The sequence below is a fragment of the Mesorhizobium sp. CCNWLY176 genome (assembly GCF_037153935.1).
Taxonomy (GTDB): domain Bacteria; phylum Pseudomonadota; class Alphaproteobacteria; order Rhizobiales; family Rhizobiaceae; genus Mesorhizobium_M; species Mesorhizobium_M zhangyense.
Map to the genome: position 1 here is coordinate 1 of NZ_JBBBDZ010000010.1, position 17,316 is coordinate 17,316.

Sequence of the window (17,316 nt, forward strand, 5' to 3'; positions counted from 1 at the left end):
AAGGAACGCGACGATGAGCGGGTAGCCTGCAGGTCTTTCCTGGAAAGGATCACTCCGTCCAGCACCCCTCATCCGTCTTGGCGCTGCGCGCCAATCCACCTTCTCCCACAAGGGGAGAAGGAAGGGTGCAGCCTCAGCGCTAAGGTCGTCTGAACCCCGTCGGCCCGCCATAGAGATAGCCGATGCGGTCGATGGCATCCTTGAGGCCTTCGCGCGAAACCATCATCGTGTGGCCGTTGGCGTGGATCATGTTTTCGGGGTCAGTCATGATTGCGACGTGGCCTTTCCAGAAGACCAGGTCGCCGCGCCGCAGGCCTGAAAAATCCTGCCCTATGTCAAGCGGTTCGCCGAGGTCCGCTGCCTGCATGTCGGAATCGCGTAGCACGTCCCTGCCGGTCATGCGCATGGCCAGTTGGACAAGCCCAGAACAATCGATGCCGAAACCGGACACGCCGCCCCACAGATAGGGCGTGGCGATGAACATCTCGGCGACGCTGACATAGTCGGCGGCAAATTCGCCGATCGGGCGCAGGTGGCCGGCGATCATCGCTTCGCCCGACGCAAGCACCGAATAGACCGTGCCGCGTGTTTCGGCAGCCCCGGTGACCGTGACCGTCGATCCCATCGACAGGTCGGCGGTGCGGGGGAAACGCAGATCCGGCCCCGGATAGACGAAGCTGCGCGGCGCTGAGACGATATGCGTCGGCATTGCATTTCGTGCGGTCAGAGCCGTGTCGGCGACGTAACCGACATAGCCGTCGCGCTCGGCCTGCACCCAGGCCCAGCCCTCGGCCTCCTCGAACACCATCACGTCGTCGCCGAGAAGCAGTTGCGTGTTGACGCCGGCGTCCGGCCGCGGTGCCTTGCGGACATCGGCAACCGGCACCGAAATGCGCGCCGGCCTGCCGTAAACGAAGCGCTCAGCGGACACTTCGCCCTGCAGCCGGGCATCGGCAAGGTCAGCGCGGAAGGCATGCAGGCGGGCATCATGGGCGGTCAAAGCGGCAACTCCATTGCTTTGGCAATGATAGCATCGCCCAGCCGCTCGACATAGAGCGCGCCCTCGACCGTGCGCCTGATCAGAACGTTGCGCTTGTCGAGATCGTCGCGGTGGCGCGACACCAGTTTCAGCGCGCCCATCGTGTCGAGCGCGCGGGTGATCACCGGCTTGGTGACGTTGAGCTTGGCGGCAAGCCCGCGCACCGTGTGCGGCGGCGGGTCGAGATAGATCGTCAACAGGATCGCCGCCTGGCGCACGGTCAGATCAGGCGCGTCATCGCGCACTTCGGAAAGCATGACCTGCTGCCAAAGTCGCAAAGCCTGGCTGGGGCGCAAATGGAGTGACATCGCGCAAGCATGCCGGCAAAACGTTTCGGTTCCGTTTCAGTCCGGCAAAAAGCGGATCAGCCGTAGCGATCGGAAATGACTTTCTCCAACGCGCGGATCGCCTGCGCCTCGCCGCCCGCCGGGCCATAAGGCCGGTCCGCCGGGTTCCAGGCGTAGATGTCGAAATGCGCCCAGCTTGCCGCCTTCTCGACGAAGCGCTGGAGGAACAGCGCTGCCGTGATCGACCCGGCGAAACCGTCGGTGGTGACATTGTTGATGTCGGCAACCTTCGACGACAGCTTGGCATCGTAAGGCTTCCACAGCGGCATGCGCCACAGCGGGTCCTCGACAGCGCTGGCCGCAGCGGCGAGGTCGGCGGCAAGCGCATCGTCGCCGGTGTAGAAGGGCGGAATGTCAGGCCCGAGCGCCACGCGGGCAGCACCCGTCAATGTCGCCATGTCGACCAGAAGCTGCGGCTCTTCCTCGTCGGCCAGCGCCAACGCATCCGCCAGCACCAGCCGGCCCTCGGCGTCAGTGTTGCCGATCTCGACGGTGATGCCTTTGCGGCTGGTCAAGATATCGCTCGGGCGGAAGGCATTCGCCGAGATGGCGTTTTCGACGGCGGGGATGAGCACGCGCAGCCGAACCTTCATTCCGGCGCTCATAATCATCGAAGCAAGGCCGAGCACATTGGCTGCGCCGCCCATGTCTTTCTTCATCAAGAGCATGCTGCTCGAAGGCTTGATATCGAGGCCGCCGGTGTCGAAGCAGACGCCTTTGCCGACCAGCGTCACTTTTGGAGCATTCTTCTCGCCCCAGACGATGTCGATCAGGCGCGGCGCTTCCGCCGAGGCGCGGCCGACGGCGTGGATCATCGGGAAGTTCTGCTTGAGGAGGTCGTCTCCGGTGATGACGTCGATCTTCGCCTCATGCTTCCTGGCCAGCTTGCGCGCGGCTTTTTCAAGCGCATCAGGCCCCATGTCGTTGGTCGGCGTATTGACCAGATCGCGCGCCAGGAACACGCCCTCGGCAATGCGCTCGACCTGCTTGCGGTCGGCACCGTCCGGCAGCGAAAAGCGCAATTCCTTGCCCGGCTTCTTGCCGTAACGGGTGAAGACGTAACCGCCGAGAACGAGGGCGAGCGATGCAAGCGCCGGGTTGCCGGGCGAAGCCGCAAAATGCCAGTCGCCTTCCGGCAGCGCCTTGGCAAGCGCGCCGATGGCAAGTGCGCCGTTGGCGTCATCCGCCTTGCCGAGACCGAACAGTGCGCCGGCGATAGCGCCGTCAGCGCCCGGCAGGACGAGCGTGCGGCCAGCCTCGCCCGAGAATCCATTATGTCTGGCCCAGGCGCTGGCAGCGGGATCGAGGCCCGCGGCTTCAAGCTCGCCCTTGGCGACGAGATGGACGGGGTTCGAGTGCTTCAGCTTTTTCTCGGTGAGGTCGAGCGGCATGCGTGGTTCCTTGACTGTTCGACGGCGGCGCGAGCGGTTTTTTAACCGTCCGTTAGGGTTAACAGAATATTTCTCCAGAGGGGAAAGATGGCCGAAGCGTGGCCATCGATACGGATGGAGACGTGAGCCGATGTTGAACAATCGTTCGCCGAACGCAACCGGGAAAAGGCTGGCGACGGCCGCTTTGCTTCTAGCGCTCGCTGCCAGCGTCGCCGGCTGCGCCACCGACAAGATGACGACCGGCTCCGTGTCGCGCGCATCCGGTAAATCGGTGGACACCATGTCGTCCACCGAACTCGGCTATGCCTCCGCCTCCCTCGGCCAAGCCTATACGAAGAACGTCAACGACAAGTCGACCGCCCTGCGCTACGCCAGCGTGCTGCAGATGAACGGCCAGTCCGATCAGGCGCTCGCCGTCATGCGCAAGCTGGCCATCGCGCTGCCGAAGGACCGCGACGTGCTGGCGGCCTATGGCAAGGCGCTGGCTTCCGTCGGCCAGTTCGAGCCCGCGCTGGATGCGGTGCGCCGCGCGCAGACGCCGGAATATCCAGACTGGAAGCTGGTTTCGGCCGAAGGCGCGATCCTCGACCAGCTCGGCCAGTCCGACCAGGCGCGCCAGCTTTATCGCAAGGCAATGGACCTGAAGCCGAACGAACCGTCGATCCTGTCCAATCTCGGCATGTCCTACGTGCTGTCCGGCGATCTCAAGACCGCCGAAACCTACATGCGCTCGGCAGCTTCCGCGCCCGGCGCCGATAGCCGCGTGCGCCAGAACCTCGCTCTCGTCGTCGGCCTCCAGGGCCGCTTCCAGGAAGCCGAGCAGATCGCCCAGCAGGAACTGTCGCCCGAGCAGGCACAGGCCAACGTCGCCTATCTGCGCAACATGCTGGCGCAGCAGAACGCCTGGAACCAGATCAAGAACGAAGACAAGAAGAAGCCCTCGACGAACTGAGCTGCGACGTTCAAACCGCTTTGCAAAAGACCGCGCAGCATCTGTGCGGTCTTTAGTTTTTCGGGCGGAGTTTTCAGAAGATGCCGCGCTCGCTGACCTGAATGCCGGCCGGTCCCAGGATCACGGCAAACAGCACCGGCAGGAAGAAAAGGATCATCGGCACGGTGAGCTTGGGCGGCAGCGCTGCCGCCTTCTTCTCGGCAGCGTTCATGCGCATGTCGCGGCTTTCGCTGGCCAGCACGCGCAGGGCGTGAGCGATCGGCGTGCCGTAACGCTCGGCCTGGACCAGCGCCTGCGACACCGACTTGACCGATTCAAGACCTGTGCGGCTGGCAAGATTTTCATAGGCCTGCTTGCGCTCCTGAAGATAGGAAAGCTCGGCATTGGTGAGGATCAGTTCCTCGGCCAGTTCCACCGACTGCGTGCCGATCTCGTCGGCGACGCGGCGGATCGCGGCCTCGATGGACATGCCGGATTCGACGCAGATCAGCATCAGGTCGAGCGCGTCCGGCCATGCCATCTGGATCGACTGCTTGCGCTTGGTGGCGCGGTTGTTGACGTAAAGGATCGGCGCGTAGAAGCCGGCATAGGCAACAAGAATGCAGACGAACAGCTTCACGAAAGGCGGCTGGTCAGGCAGGCCGCCGAGAACGAGAATATAGACGCCGGCCATGATGAAGCCGACAAATGGAAGGACTAGCCGGAAGAACAGGAACTTGGTCAGCGGATTTTGACCGCGGAAGCCAGCAACCTTGAGCTTGTTGAGTGTGTTTTCGTCTACCAGTGCCCGCTTGAGGTCAAGCTTCTCGACGATGTTGCGCATGCCGATCGACTGCTCTTCACGCAGCCCTTTGCGGCGGCGGTCGGCTTCGGCGGCAAGGCGCATGCGCTGCTTGGCGCGCAGTTCGTCGCGCTCCAGCGCCACGGACTTCATCCGCGATTTCAGCGTGTTTCCGCCCAGCGCCGGGAGCGCGGTGAAAATGGTCGCGAACACCGCAATGCCCACCAGCAGCGCGATGAGGAAGGACGGATCGGTCAGGGCTTTGACGACTTGCTCGGTCATGTCCGTCTAAACCTCGAAATTCATCATCTTGCGCATCACGAAAATGCCGATCGACATCCAGACGCCTGAAATACCCAGAATGAGATGGCCGGTGCTCGTGGTGAAGAGCGGCATGATGTAGGCCGGACTCGACAGGTAGACGAGGAAGGCGACGATGAACGGCAAGGCGCCGATGATGACGGCGGATGCCTTGGCTTCCATGGACAGCGCCTGCACCTTGGCCTTCATCTTCTTGCGGTCGCGCAGAACCTTCGAAAGATTACCGAGCGCTTCCGACAGATTGCCGCCGGCCTGGCTCTGGATCTGGATGACGATGCCGAAGAACCCGGCTTCCGGACAGGGCATGGTTTCGCCCATGCGCAATGCGGCGTCGGGGATGGACAGGCCCACCTGCTGCGCCTCGACGATGCGGCGGAACTCGGTCTTGACCGGCTCCGGTGATTCATTGGCGATGAGGCGAATGCCGTCATTGAGCGGCAGGCCGGACTTGACCGCGCGGACGATGATGTCGAGCGCGTTGGGAAATTCATTCAGGAACGCCTTGACCCGGCGCGCGCGCAGGAAAGAAACGAACCAGCGCGGAACACCAAACGCGCCGGCAAGCAGCGCACCGGGTAGAACGAGAAGTGGAGCGCCAAGCATGTAGGCAGCGATGGTCAGGACAACGCCGCAGATCACCGAATAGACGTAGAACCTCTCGACCGTGACCTGCAGCCCCGCCTGACGCAACTGGATGCGCAAAGGCGGCTTCTTGGTATTCTTGTTGTTGGCTTTCTGCTTTTCGTCGAGTTCCTTGAGCGAATCCTGGACGGATTTGCGGCGCTTGGCGGCTTCGCTTACCCGGTCCCGCGCGGCTTTCACCACAGATCGATCGGTCTCGGCGGCCTTGATGGTGTCAAGCCGCTTGCCGACGTTCTTCTCGTTTTCGATCGACTTGAACAGGAAGGCATAAGCGACCGCGCCGGCGCTGACGCCGGCCAGAAGGATGAAGATCAATACGGTGCTGTCTATGCCGAACATCCGGTTTTCGTCTTTCAGTCAGCCCGCTTTTCCATGGCTTCCAATGCGGTGGCCAGGCGCTGCTCCTCGCCGTAATAACGCGCGCGATCCCAGAAATGCGGGCGTCCGATTCCAGTCGAGACATGCTCGCCGAGCAGCCGTCCCGAGGCGTCCTCGCCCTTGATGTTGTAGAGGATCAGATCCTGCGTGATGATGACATCGCCTTCCATGCCGATCACTTCGGTGACGTGGGTGATGCGGCGCGAACCGTCGCGCAGGCGGGCAGCCTGGATGATGATGTCGACCGAGCCGACGACGATCTCGCGCACGGTCTTCTGCGGCAGCGTGTAGCCGCCCATGGCGATCATCGATTCAATACGGTTGAGGCATTCTCGCGGTGAGTTCGAGTGGATCGTACCCATCGAGCCATCATGGCCGGTGTTCATCGCCTGCAGGAGATCGAAGACCTCCGGTCCGCGCACTTCGCCGACGATGATGCGTTCGGGCCGCATGCGCAGGCAATTCTTGACCAGATCGCGCATGGTCACCTCGCCCTCGCCTTCCAGGTTCGGCGGGCGGGTTTCGAGACGCACGACATGCGGCTGCTGGAGTTGAAGCTCGGCCGAATCCTCGCAGGTGATGACGCGCTCGTCACGGTCGACATAATTGGTCAGGCAGTTCAGCAGCGTCGTCTTGCCAGAACCCGTGCCGCCCGAAATGATGACGTTGCAGCGGACGCGGCCGATGATCTTCAGTACTTCCGCGCCTTCCGGCGAGATCGCCCCGAAGCGAACGAGTTGGTCGAGGGTGAGCTTGTCCTTCTTGAACTTGCGGATGGTGAGCGCGGTGCCGTCGATGGACAGCGGCGGCGCGATCACGTTGACGCGCGAGCCGTCGGGCAGGCGCGCGTCGCAGATCGGGCTCGATTCGTCGACGCGGCGGCCGACCTGGCTGACGATGCGCTGGCAGATGTTGAGAAGCTGCTGGTTGTCGCGGAAACGGATGCCCGTCTGCTCGACCTTGCCGTTGACCTCGATGAAGACCTGCTTGGCGCCATTGACCATGATGTCGGCAATGTCGTCGCGGGCCAGAAGCGGCTCCAGCGGGCCATAGCCCAGCACGTCGTTGCAGATGTCTTCGAGCAGTTCTTCCTGCTCGGAGATCGACATCGCGAAATTCTTGATCGCGATGATATCGTTGACGATGTCGCGGATTTCCTCGCGCGCGCTGTCGGGATCGAGCTTGGCCAGTTGCGACAGGTCGATCGTATCGATCAGCGCGGAAAAGACCTGCGACTTGGTATCGTAATAACTCTCGCTGCGTTCGCGCGGCGCCCTACGCGGCTCGGGCGCCCGCGGCGGCGCTTCGACGGGGCGGCGAGCAGGTGCAGCCGGGGTGCGGGCCTCGACGACAGGTGGCGGCGGAGCGGCAAGAGCGACGCCCGCCGACGGCGCCACCGATGCAGGTGGGCGGAACTCGGGCTTGGCCCGGCTTCCATCTTCATTGCCTCTTTTACCGAACATGCTCGACTACCGATCCGCTGCCTGACGATTATTTCTTGCGCTTGAGCCTGCCGAGAAGGCCGCCCAGACCGGCTTTCTTCCTGGACTTGATCTCGCTTCTGCCGGTCAGGACATGGGACATGTCGTTGATGATCTGCACGATCGGATTTTTCGCATCCATCTCGCCGAGCATCCGCCCATTGTTGGAAGCATTGCCGAAAAGCAGCGGATCAAAGGGAATGACGGCCATCGGCGTGATGCCGAGCGGCTCGGCGAAATCCGATGCCGAGATCTCCGGCCGTTTCGGCACACCTGCCTGATTGAGAACGAGCTTCGGCGGCCCGTCATTGGGGCGAAGCTTCTTCAGCATGTCGATGAGGTTCTTGGTGTTGCGCAGATTGGCCAGTTCCGGCGTCGCCGTGATGACGATGTCGTCGGCCTTCATCAGCGTGTTCTTCGACCAGCCGCTCCAGATATGCGGAACGTCCAGCACCAGAAGCGGCGCGCTGCGCTGTGCGGTGTCGATGATCTGGGCAAAGGCTTCCGGATCGAAATCATAGACGCGGTCAAGCGTTGACGGTGCTGCCAGAAGCGAAAGCCGCTCGGCGCATTGCGCCAGCAGGCGGTCGAGATAGACCTCGTCGATGCGTTCGGGCGCGAATACGGCTTCGGCGATGCCTTGCGCCGGGTCTTGATCGAAATTGATGTTTGCGGTGCCGAAGGCGAGGTCGAGATCGGCCACCATCACTTCCGAGCTGAACAGCGTCGACATGCTCCACGCGATATTGTGCGCGATCGTCGAGGAACCGACGCCGCCCTTGGCGCCGATAAAGGCGATGGAGCGCCCGATGGGTTCGGCTTCCGGATCGACGAACAGCGAGGAGATGACGCTGACGATATCTACCATCGAGATCGGAGCGACGACATATTCGGAAATGCCCGACCGGATCAGCTCGCGATAGAGCCCTACATCATTGTAGTGGCCAATGATCACGACCTTGGAACTTGGATCGCAATATTCCGAAAGCTCCTGCAGCGATTGCAGCAACATCTTGGGCTCGCTGCGCGACTCCAGGATGATGAGGTTGGGCGTCGGCGCCGTCTGGTAGAATTCGATAGCCGTCGCCACGCCGCCCATGTGAACCTTGAGATGGGCCTTGGCCATGCGGCGGTCCTCGCCGGCGCGCTCGATAGGGCCTGCGATGCTGTCGGTTTCACAGAAAGCCTGGATCGAGATGCGGGGAACCGGCCGCATCGCGCTCATTGCGGCCACGTCCTGCTGAGCAGCGTCGCCACCGTCGGGGTTGGTGTCGTAAGCCAGGTTGTTCATGACCCGATGCCCCTAGTAGTTGACTTCGCGATTGGTTCGGACGTCGTCAGCGACTGCCCGTAGATGGTACTGGTCGATCGCGTCCGACCTGTTCTCCGCATCGATTTCGGTCGGCTGGCGCGGTCCGAGAAGATCGGCCGGATTGGCGATCTGGGCGGCCAGATTGTTCTGATAGGAGCAGCCGAAATTCGCGTAGTGCTTATTCTCGCTGGTATCGGCAATGTCGGCAGGCCAACGGCCGCAGGGGCCGGTCTGGGCCTGCATCGCGGTATAGGTCACCCGTATCGGGGCGGAGGCCTCTATCGAAGACGGCTGGTAAGGCGAAACGATGATGCGGCTTTCATGGACGCCCCTCGACCGCGCAAAGCGTGCGAAGTCTCTTGCGGCATCGCTAGCTGCCGCCGCGTTCGGCGTTCCCGCAGGCGTCAAAATGGTGAGAACGGCTGCTGCGCTCCGGTCATAATTGGCCAGGAACCCCTGCAGAGCCACACGCTGGATGCGCGTCATGCCACGCTCGCTGGCGCCGACGGGCAGGTCGAGCACCTGCTCCTTCTCGGCGATCACGATCGGATGGTTGGTGCGATAGTCGTCCGGGATCGCGCCCACGGTGATGCTGTCGCGCTTGGAAGCACAGCCGGCAAGCAGCACGACAGCGATCGCGGCGAGCACCGGTAGCACTATCCGCCCGCGGCGGGGGTGTCCAAATTCGGCGGCGATGCTGGTATCAAACGTTGCCTTTTCCATGCCCCGTTTCCCCGATCATTTGTAAATGTAGCCGACGACGCCGTGATAGCGGCCGTTCGGTCTGTTGGTCTGCATGGTGCCGTAAACGCGATTGACCTTGCCGAGAAACATCCCGGCGCCGTCGCTGGCGGCATTGAAATTGTCATCCGGCTTGGCGAGCGCATTGCGGGCGACCGGCTTGGAAAGATAGGGCGTGATGATGATGACAAGCTCGGTCTCGTTGCGCACGAAATCCCGGCTGCGGAACAAGGTGCCGAGCACCGGGATCTTGGACAGGCCAGGCAGCCCGTTTACCGCCTGGCGAATGTCGTCGCGGACCAGGCCGGCGATCATCATCGATCCGCCGGAAGGCAGTTCGACCGTGGTGTCGGCAAGGCGCTTGCGGATGGACAGCAAGTTGGTCCCCACCTGACTTCCGGAGCCCCTAAGTTGGGTAGAACCCTCATTGGTCGGTTCGGAAACCGAGGTCCTAACCTTTAGGCTGATGCGGCCTGGCGAAAGCACCACAGGCTGAAATTCGAGCCCGATGCCATATTCCAGCTTTTCGACCTCATAGACAGTCGCGCCGTTCTTGTTGTCGTCTGAAACAGCGTTCGTGACACCAGTAACCAGATTGAATTCACCACCGACCTTGAAAGTTGCCTTTTCACCCGAAACGGCAGTTAGCGTCGGCTCGGCGAGCGTCTTCATCACGCCCGATTGCTCCATCGCATTGATGTAAGCATCGAGCATCGAGCCACCGACCGAAAATCCACCTTGTGAGAGCGGCTTCCCCAACCCGAATGCGTTCTCGCTGACGGCTCCCCAGCTAATACCGTTGCTGTCGCCACCGGCGATCATGTTAACACCGAGCTGCTTCATGACGTTGCGGCTGACTTCGGCCACCGTCACCTTCAGCGTGACCTGATCCTCGCCGATGATCTGGAGGAGGTTGACGATCTTGCTGACGCGGCGTTCGGAATCCGGATTGTTGATGTCGACGCCGCCGTAGGTGGAGCCGCCAGTCGCGGTCTGCGCATATTGGCCGGTCGTGGCTTCACCGCCCGAGACGAAAATCCCGGCAAGCTCGGCCGCGCGTTTTGCGTCCAGCGGCGTTTCGACGGTGCCGGTGAGGACGACGTTGTCGTTTATGAGTTCGACCTTGATCTCGGAGCCGGGAATGAAGCGCTTGATGTAGTCTTCGAGACCGGCAACGTCGCGCTCGACCGCAAGCTCCAGGCTGACGATCTGTTCGCCGTTCGCGCCGAAGACGAAGATGTTGGTTTCGCCGACCGCCTTACCGAAGAGATAGATGCGGCGCGCGGTGCGGGTGACCGCATCGGCGACCGCCGGGTTCGCAACAAGAATATCATAGGCGTCGGCGGGCAGGTCGATGACGATCGACTTGTTGAGACCGAGCTTGACGCGCTGGTTATCGCGCGTGGAAGACCCGACTTGCGCCTGGCCGGCAGCCTGGGCTTTGATAGGCCCTTCCAGGCCGGCAGTGCCGAACAGCATCGCAAAGCTCGTAGCCAGCGTGATCGCGTGCCTCAAAGCACGGTAACGGCCACGCGTTCCAATGACTGGATTCGACTTGTTCGAGCTCATTTCCTGGCTCCCACTTCGGTCACTTCGCCCGACTTGATCAGGCGTATGGTGCCGCGCCGACCATTTCCCGTAACGAGGTAGTCGGCCTCGTCGCCCGCTTTTTCCTGCGCATCGGCGACCGAGCGCAGGGAAAGGGTCAATCGATCCGCCATCTGCTGGGCGACCGTTATGATTTCGGCCTGCTGCGGGGTCAGTTCGAGCGTTGCGGTCTCGCCAACCTTCACGCGCCGGCCTTCCTCGTCTTCCTGAATCGCCTGGTCGATCGCCAGAATCTTGATATTCCTCAGGATGGTCTCGGTGATGAAGCCGGAGCCGGAATTGCTGGCGTCGGCGCGGCGCGTCATGATCACGTCGACGAAATCGTTGGGCAGAATGAAGCCGCCGGCCGAAGTGTCGGCTGCGATGCGTGTCGCGATGGCGCGAGTTCCGGATGGCAGGATCGACGACATGAAGCTCTGGCCTTCGCCGACCAGCTTGGAGCGCCGCAGCGGCTCGCCGCTATACATGGCGACCCGCGCCAGAGACGTCTTCAGCTTGTCGATAGCCTCAGGATCGGCTGCGCGTGTCACGAAACTGGCATTGACGTTGTCGGCCGGCCAGGATTGCCAGGAAAGACGATCGCCCACCGCTTCGCCCATCGGCACATCGCCGGACAGGACCAGCACGTCGGCAAGCTGGATCGCAGGCTGCTGCGGACCGGAATCGATCACGATTTCCTGGGGTGCCGTCGCCATATTCTTGGCAACGTAACCCGCTCCGCCTGCAGCGGCGACCGCTACGCTCAATATAATCAGTCTGGATGCAACCATTCGTCCAAACCTCGCCCTTTGCAACCCTCATAGCCAAGGCGGAGATTGCACAGCCAATCGTCAAATTAAGGTTAATGGATTGCTTATGGTCGTGATTAATTTAGTGTTTACGCAAGTAAGTGCGCTGAGCATAAAAACACCGCGCAACGGATTGTTTCGAGCCGTTGCACGTCAGACAGTAGCTGCAGGAAATTTACTTTGCGGCGAGCTGCCCTAAGGCCCAGACCATCAGTGGGGAACCCGGATAGGCAATCAGCCCGCCAAGTCCAAGCGCAATGCCGTAGGGAACGCCGACCGACTTGTCGGCAAAGTTTCGCAGAAAGATGTTCCTGGAAGTGAACAGAGCCAATCCCGAGGCCCGGAAGCTCAGTATGGCGATCGTCAGCAAGCCGCCGAGAAAGGCGGATATGACGAGATACTCGACAAGGTGGGTGCTCAGGCCCATCCACAATGCGGTCGCCGCCAGCAGTTTCGCGTCGCCGCCGCCCATCCCGCCGAGCGCAAACAATCCAAAGGTCACCAGCAAGACGATGCCGCCTGCGGCAAAGTGCAGGCCGTAGGCCGACCAGTCCATGCCGGTCAGCGGCGCCACGATTGCAAAGACGACCACGAGAACAATCGACACCGTGTTAGCGATGGTCATCGACAGCATGTCGGAGATTGCCGCGAAGAGCATGCAGAAAGGAAAGACGACGAAGATCAGAGCTTCAAGCATCGGCGCCACGCACGAAGTGAGTAAAACGGTCGAAACTATCTTAAGCCGCTCCGATTAAGGATTGGTGAGTTGATCGTCCGATCGAAAACAAAAAGGCCGCCATTGCGGCGGCCCTTTCGTGCATTGAAATGCAGTCTTGATGCGGCTCAAGCGCCGTTCAGCGTCGACGCGATGCTGTTGAACTTGGCGCTGATGGTGTTGCCGAGTGCGCCAGCGCCGGCCATGATGGCGAGAGCGATAAGGGCGGCGATCAGACCGTATTCGATAGCGGTCGCGCCGGATTCGTCTTTTACGAAACGTGCAAAGATCTTGGACATATGAGAGCTCCTACTCCACGTGTTACAGCACTTCCGTCAATTTTTCTGGTGCATTGATCGGATGGTCACAATCTAGCGAGCAGCTCTTTCCATCGACTTAACAAACAGCCTTACCGAATTCTTTCCAGCTTCAGACAAGTTGTGTGGTTAATCGCACGCTAAAGCTCAAAAGGCTAAAAAGCCGCGTAATCACCTGCATTTCGGGCGTCCGGGGAGTTTAAGAAGGTGTCAGGGCGGCGCCCGGCGCCCGTAGCGCAGGGCTTGTTGCAACCATTTAACCGTTGGTTCACCAATATCGTTCATTTTCCGTTGAAGACTTCATTCATCGGAGCGCCGCATGGCCAGGTCGCAGTCATACATTTGTGTCGCCGGCGCTCTTGCCGGGCTGGTCGCTGCGGTTGCCCTTGCCACGCCTGCACAGGCGGGCGCGGGCATAGAAGTCATCATGAACCAGGCCAAGATCGTCAAACTGTCCCGCCCGGCAGACACGATCGTCGTCGGCAATCCGGCGATTGCCGATGCATCGGTTCAGGATTCGACGACCATCGTTCTCACCGGCAAAGGTTTCGGCGTCACCAATCTGGTCGTCCTCGACCAGCAGGGCAGCCCGATCGTCGACGAACAGGTGATTGTCGGCCGCCACGACGCCTCCTCCGTGCGGATATACCGGCGTGCCGACGTACAGACCCTTTCCTGCACACCTTACTGCGAGAGTTCCTACAAGAGCGAAGCCGAGCGGACATCTGAAGTGGAGATGAGTTCCGGCCAATAAGGCGTGACCGCTTCTTCAATTTCATTTCGGACATTGCAGCGACCGGCATGGTTGCTGCCCGGTAAACAAACCCCCGCGAAATTTATTCGTCATCCAAACCGGGCCTCAACGGATTTGCGTTAGGGTCTTCCGATAACAGACGGGAATCGGCGGGGAACGGGCATGAAAGACAACTCCGAAGCGGGGAACGGCCCAGATCGCGCCAGACGTCGCGGCGTCTTTGCGCGGTTCGGCCGCGATCGGAGCGGCGCGACCGCAATCGAATTCGCGATGCTCGTCATCCCCTTTTCATTGCTGATCTTCGCCATATTGGAGAGCTGCATTTCCTTTGCGGCCCAGCAGGTCATTTCCAACGCCACGGACGATGTCGCACGGCAATTGCGCACCGGCCAGATCAGGCCGGGCAGCGGTGCGGACAAGCTGGATGAAGACAAGCTCAAGACATTGATCTGCGACCGCATCAAGATCATGGTCAGCAAGGGATGTGCCGGCAACCTGCTCGTCGACCTGCGCAAATACGACACCTTTGCAGACGCGGCCGCCGCCGGTTTCAAGATCGTCAACGGAGAAATCGTTCTGACGAAAGACGGAGTGGCTGGTCCGGTACCCTCGGTGGAACCGGGCGCTTCGAAAACCAAGAACATGCTGCGCGTCTTCTACAAATGGCCGGTCATCACGGATTTCCTGCGGGCTTCGATGTCCAATCTCAGCGACGGCAAGACGCTGCAGTTTGCCACCGTGACCTGGCAGAACGAGCCTTTCAACGACTGAGCGCGAGATGGCGGGAAACGGTTCCAGTCAAATGAAGGGGCAAGGAATGCTTATGGGTGCGGGGGCACATTCGGTACTGGCGCGGCTTTGCCGCAAGGCGGCGGGCCTTTATGCCGACCGGCGGGGGCTGGCTGCGGTCGAGTTCGCGCTCATCGCGCCGTTGCTGCTATCCATGTATTTCGTGACCATGGAAGTGTCGCAAGGCATCGAGGCCAACAAGAAGATCGGGCGCATCGGCAGCATGGTCGCCGATCTCGTCACGCAGCAGACTTCAGTGACAAAATCCGCGTTGGAATCGATCATGCAGATCGGTCAGTCGAGCATCCAGCCTTACAACCGCTCGAAGCCGACGATTATCGTGACCGCGATCGAAATCACGGACGAGGACTCGCCGAAGGTGCAGGTCGCGTGGTCGCGGCAGATGATCGACGGGGCCTTTTCCGAGCCATACCCGCCCAAGCCGACGAAGCAAGAGACCACGGTTCCGGCTGAACTCAAGATCAGGAACACATTCCTGATCCGAGTCGAAAGCGACCTCGCCTATCTACCGCTCATCGCCTGGACAGCAGCGCAAAAGCCGGTGCTTGGCCTTGCCGCTGCCTTCGACGGCATTTCGATGAGCGAAACTTACTATCTGCGGCCGCGCATAACCAAGACCATCACCTGCACCGACTGCTGATCCGCGGGCGTGGGTCTTTATCCCACGGTAAAACGCCTTGGTGTTTCCGAATTGCCAATGCGCAAGAGCGCCCCTATGTCTTGCGGGTAACCTTGGTGATTACACAACATGCCTGAACTGCCCGAAGTAGAAACGGTCCGGCGCGGATTGCAGCCGGTTCTGGAAGGCGCGCGTATCGTCAGCGTGGAAACGCGGCGTCCGAACCTGCGCTACCCATTCCCCGAACGCTTCGCCGAACGGCTGGAAGGCCGGACGGTAACCGCGCTTGGCCGGCGGGCGAAATACCTGACTGCCCATATCGAGGACGGACCTGTCCTCATCTGCCATCTCGGCATGTCCGGTTCGTTCCGGATCGAGACGGATGGCGATCCCGATACGCCCGGCGTCTTTCATCATGAGCGTTCCAAGGCTTCCGCGCACGATCATGTCGTCTTCAACCTGACCACGCCGAAAGGCGACCCGGCCCGCATCGTCTTCAACGATCCGCGGCGTTTCGGCTTCATGCTTTTTGCCGAAGGCCTGGCCGAAGACCATCCGATGCTGGCCGGCCTCGGCGTAGAGCCTACCGGCAACGCGCTGGACGGCAAGCTGCTTGCCGATCTGTTTCGGGACAAGAAGACGCCGCTCAAGGCGGCCTTGCTCGACCAGCGTCTTATCGCGGGGCTCGGCAACATCTACGTCTCGGAAGCGCTGTGGCGTGCAGGCTTGTCCCCCCTGAGGGCTGCCGGGACAATTGCCGTGCGTGGCAAGAAAGCCGCCGAGGCAAGCGAAAAGCTGGCCGTGGCAATCCGTTCGGTGATCGCCGATGCGATTGCGGCAGGCGGTTCCTCGCTTCGCGACTATGTCCACACCGATGGATCGCTCGGTTATTTCCAGCATTCCTTTTCGGTCTATGACCGCGAGGGTGTCGCCTGCCCGACGCCTGGATGTGCCGGACATATCGAACGGGTTGTGCAGAGCGGCAGGTCCACCTTCTATTGCTCCTCCTGCCAGCGGTAGGTAAATCGATAGAAAGCCGTCTCGGCTATCCGGAAAACAGGAGGACTTCGCCAGATGGCTTATGAAACGATCGTCGTCGAAACACGCGGCAAGGTCGGCCTTATCACACTGAACAGGCCCAAGGCGTTGAACGCGCTGAACACGCAGGTGCTGACCGAGTTGCTCGCGGCAAGCCAGGCATTCGAGGAAAACCCCAGGATCGGCGCCATCGTCGTCACCGGTTCAGAAAAGGCCTTCGCCGCCGGCGCCGACATCAAGGAGATGCAGTCCAAAAGCTACATCGACGCCTATATGGAAGACTTCTTCTCCGGCTGGGAGGCCTTCACCCGCATCCGCAAGCCGGTCATTGCCGCGGTGTCGGGCTACGCCCTGGGCGGCGGCTGCGAACTTGCGATGATGTGCGACTTCATCATTGCCGGCGACAATGCGAAATTCGGCCAGCCCGAGATCACGCTCGGCGTCATGCCGGGCATGGGCGGTTCGCAGCGGCTGACGCGTTTCGTCGGCAAATCCAAGGCGATGGACATGTGCCTTACCGGCCGCATGATGGACGCAGCCGAGGCCGAGCGCTCGGGCCTCGTATCGCGGGTGGTGCCGGCAGGAGAGCTTCTGGAAGAGGCGCTGAAGGCAGCAACGAAGGTTGCGGATTTCTCGTTGCCGGCCGTCATGATGGCCAAGGAGGCCGTCAATCGTTCTTATGAGACGACGCTCTCGGAAGGCCTTCGTTTCGAGCGCCGGCTGTTCCATTCGATGTTCGCGCTCGACGACCAGAAGGAAGGCATGGCGGCGTTCGCTGAAAAACGCACGGCCAACTTCAAGAACCGTTGAGCGAGGGCATGGCGCGGACCGCAAAATCAGAGTCGAAACTGCGTTGACTGGCGAGAAAAGCTGCACTATAAGCCGCACCAACCGAGGCGGCCCCGTGGCTGCCCGATTGTTTTTTGCGCTCTGAGAATATTCTCCAGACGCTTTCACTGAGACACGAGAGAGGCATCATGGCCAATACATCCTCGGCCAAAAAGGCAACGCGCAAGATCGCACGTCGCGCCGCGGTCAACAAGAACCGCCGGTCGCGCGTTCGCACCTATGTCCGCAAGGTCGAAGAGGCACTGGCCGCCGGCGACAAGACGGCAGCAGAAGCCGCCTTCCTGGCCGCACAGCCCGAGCTGATGCGCGCCGCCACCAAGGGCGTCCTGCACAAGAATACCGCATCGCGGAAAGTTTCCCGCCTTGCACAGCGGCTGAAGACGCTTTCTGCCTAACAGCCATTGTTAGCATCGAATATCGAAACCCGGCCTAA

General features: G+C 61.2%; 19 protein-coding genes. 7 read left to right on the plus strand and 12 right to left on the minus strand.

Going from position 1 to position 17,316, the window contains the following annotated elements:
• Positions 1 to 139: 139 nt before the first annotated feature.
• From WBQ96_RS17080 to WBQ96_RS17090, 3 genes are read right to left on the minus strand one after another with little or no spacing between them, the layout of a single operon-like run.
• Positions 140 to 1,000 (minus strand): C40 family peptidase, encoded by an 861-nt coding sequence (locus tag WBQ96_RS17080; RefSeq protein WP_336552179.1) that lies wholly within the window; start codon positions 998 to 1,000, stop codon positions 140 to 142.
• The gene (locus tag WBQ96_RS17085; protein ID WP_336552181.1) at positions 997 to 1,347 is read right to left on the minus strand and encodes a MarR family winged helix-turn-helix transcriptional regulator; all 351 of its coding nucleotides are present in this window, start codon (positions 1,345 to 1,347) and stop codon (positions 997 to 999) included. Before WBQ96_RS17085 ends, WBQ96_RS17080 begins: the two co-directional genes overlap by 4 nt.
• Before the next feature lie 56 nt (positions 1,348 to 1,403).
• Complete coding sequence (locus tag WBQ96_RS17090; RefSeq protein ID WP_336552184.1) at positions 1,404 to 2,777, minus strand: leucyl aminopeptidase family protein; 1,374 nt, start codon at positions 2,775 to 2,777, stop codon at positions 1,404 to 1,406.
• 130 nt (positions 2,778 to 2,907) lie between these two features.
• On the opposite strand from WBQ96_RS17090, the gene WBQ96_RS17095 reads away from it, so the two are divergent.
• Positions 2,908 to 3,729, plus strand: coding sequence for a tetratricopeptide repeat protein (locus tag WBQ96_RS17095; protein WP_336552186.1), 822 nt, complete (start codon positions 2,908 to 2,910; stop codon positions 3,727 to 3,729).
• Between the two features lie 73 nt (positions 3,730 to 3,802).
• Here the strand turns inward: WBQ96_RS17095 and WBQ96_RS17100 are convergent, their stop codons facing one another.
• The 9 genes from WBQ96_RS17100 to WBQ96_RS17140 all read right to left on the minus strand — a co-directional run bounded on the left by WBQ96_RS17100 (position 3,803) and on the right by WBQ96_RS17140 (position 12,795).
• Positions 3,803 to 4,792, minus strand: coding sequence for a type II secretion system F family protein (locus WBQ96_RS17100; RefSeq protein WP_165118885.1), 990 nt, complete (start codon positions 4,790 to 4,792; stop codon positions 3,803 to 3,805).
• Between the two features lie 6 nt (positions 4,793 to 4,798).
• Positions 4,799 to 5,812, minus strand: a complete 1,014-nt coding sequence (locus tag WBQ96_RS17105) for a type II secretion system F family protein (RefSeq protein WP_336552187.1) — start codon at positions 5,810 to 5,812, stop codon at positions 4,799 to 4,801.
• 14 nt (positions 5,813 to 5,826) lie between these two features.
• Positions 5,827 to 7,314, minus strand: a complete 1,488-nt coding sequence (locus WBQ96_RS17110) for a CpaF family protein (protein ID WP_336552188.1) — start codon at positions 7,312 to 7,314, stop codon at positions 5,827 to 5,829.
• Between the two features lie 28 nt (positions 7,315 to 7,342).
• Positions 7,343 to 8,623: an AAA family ATPase gene (locus WBQ96_RS17115; RefSeq protein ID WP_205826705.1), complete on the minus strand. Its 1,281-nt coding sequence runs from the start codon at positions 8,621 to 8,623 to the stop codon at positions 7,343 to 7,345.
• Positions 8,624 to 8,635: 12 nt separating this feature from the next.
• The gene (locus WBQ96_RS17120; RefSeq protein ID WP_336552191.1) at positions 8,636 to 9,367 is read right to left on the minus strand and encodes a CpaD family pilus assembly protein; all 732 of its coding nucleotides are present in this window, start codon (positions 9,365 to 9,367) and stop codon (positions 8,636 to 8,638) included.
• 15 nt (positions 9,368 to 9,382) lie between these two features.
• Complete coding sequence (locus WBQ96_RS17125; protein ID WP_336552513.1) at positions 9,383 to 10,864, minus strand: type II and III secretion system protein family protein; 1,482 nt, start codon at positions 10,862 to 10,864, stop codon at positions 9,383 to 9,385.
• Between the two features lie 86 nt (positions 10,865 to 10,950).
• Positions 10,951 to 11,763, minus strand: coding sequence for a Flp pilus assembly protein CpaB (gene cpaB / locus WBQ96_RS17130; protein WP_336552193.1), 813 nt, complete (start codon positions 11,761 to 11,763; stop codon positions 10,951 to 10,953).
• Positions 11,764 to 11,956: 193 nt separating this feature from the next.
• On the minus strand, positions 11,957 to 12,478 hold the full coding sequence (locus tag WBQ96_RS17135; RefSeq protein WP_336552195.1) for an A24 family peptidase: 522 nt from the start codon (positions 12,476 to 12,478) through the stop codon (positions 11,957 to 11,959).
• A 146-nt stretch (positions 12,479 to 12,624) separates the two neighbouring features.
• On the minus strand, positions 12,625 to 12,795 hold the full coding sequence (locus WBQ96_RS17140; protein ID WP_091911174.1) for a Flp family type IVb pilin: 171 nt from the start codon (positions 12,793 to 12,795) through the stop codon (positions 12,625 to 12,627).
• Between the two features lie 337 nt (positions 12,796 to 13,132).
• On the opposite strand from WBQ96_RS17140, the gene WBQ96_RS17145 reads away from it, so the two are divergent.
• From WBQ96_RS17145 to rpsT, 6 genes are all read left to right on the plus strand, one after another.
• Positions 13,133 to 13,567: a pilus assembly protein N-terminal domain-containing protein gene (locus tag WBQ96_RS17145; RefSeq protein ID WP_165118893.1), complete on the plus strand. Its 435-nt coding sequence runs from the start codon at positions 13,133 to 13,135 to the stop codon at positions 13,565 to 13,567.
• A gap of 162 nt (positions 13,568 to 13,729) precedes the next feature.
• Entirely contained in the window at positions 13,730 to 14,338 is a 609-nt protein-coding gene (locus tag WBQ96_RS17150) for a TadE/TadG family type IV pilus assembly protein (RefSeq protein WP_165118894.1), read from the plus strand.
• Between the two features lie 52 nt (positions 14,339 to 14,390).
• A complete protein-coding gene (locus tag WBQ96_RS17155) occupies positions 14,391 to 15,017 on the plus strand; it encodes a TadE/TadG family type IV pilus assembly protein (RefSeq protein ID WP_336552200.1) in 627 nt (208 codons plus the stop codon).
• A gap of 108 nt (positions 15,018 to 15,125) precedes the next feature.
• On the plus strand, positions 15,126 to 16,016 hold the full coding sequence (mutM, locus tag WBQ96_RS17160; protein WP_336552201.1) for a bifunctional DNA-formamidopyrimidine glycosylase/DNA-(apurinic or apyrimidinic site) lyase: 891 nt from the start codon (positions 15,126 to 15,128) through the stop codon (positions 16,014 to 16,016).
• A 54-nt stretch (positions 16,017 to 16,070) separates the two neighbouring features.
• Positions 16,071 to 16,844 carry an enoyl-CoA hydratase gene (locus WBQ96_RS17165; RefSeq protein WP_091911180.1) on the plus strand — a complete coding sequence of 258 codons (774 nt, stop codon included), beginning with the start codon at positions 16,071 to 16,073 and terminating at the stop codon, positions 16,842 to 16,844.
• A gap of 167 nt (positions 16,845 to 17,011) precedes the next feature.
• Positions 17,012 to 17,278: a 30S ribosomal protein S20 gene (gene rpsT, locus WBQ96_RS17170; protein WP_091911182.1), complete on the plus strand. Its 267-nt coding sequence runs from the start codon at positions 17,012 to 17,014 to the stop codon at positions 17,276 to 17,278.
• Positions 17,279 to 17,316: the final 38 nt, after the last annotated feature.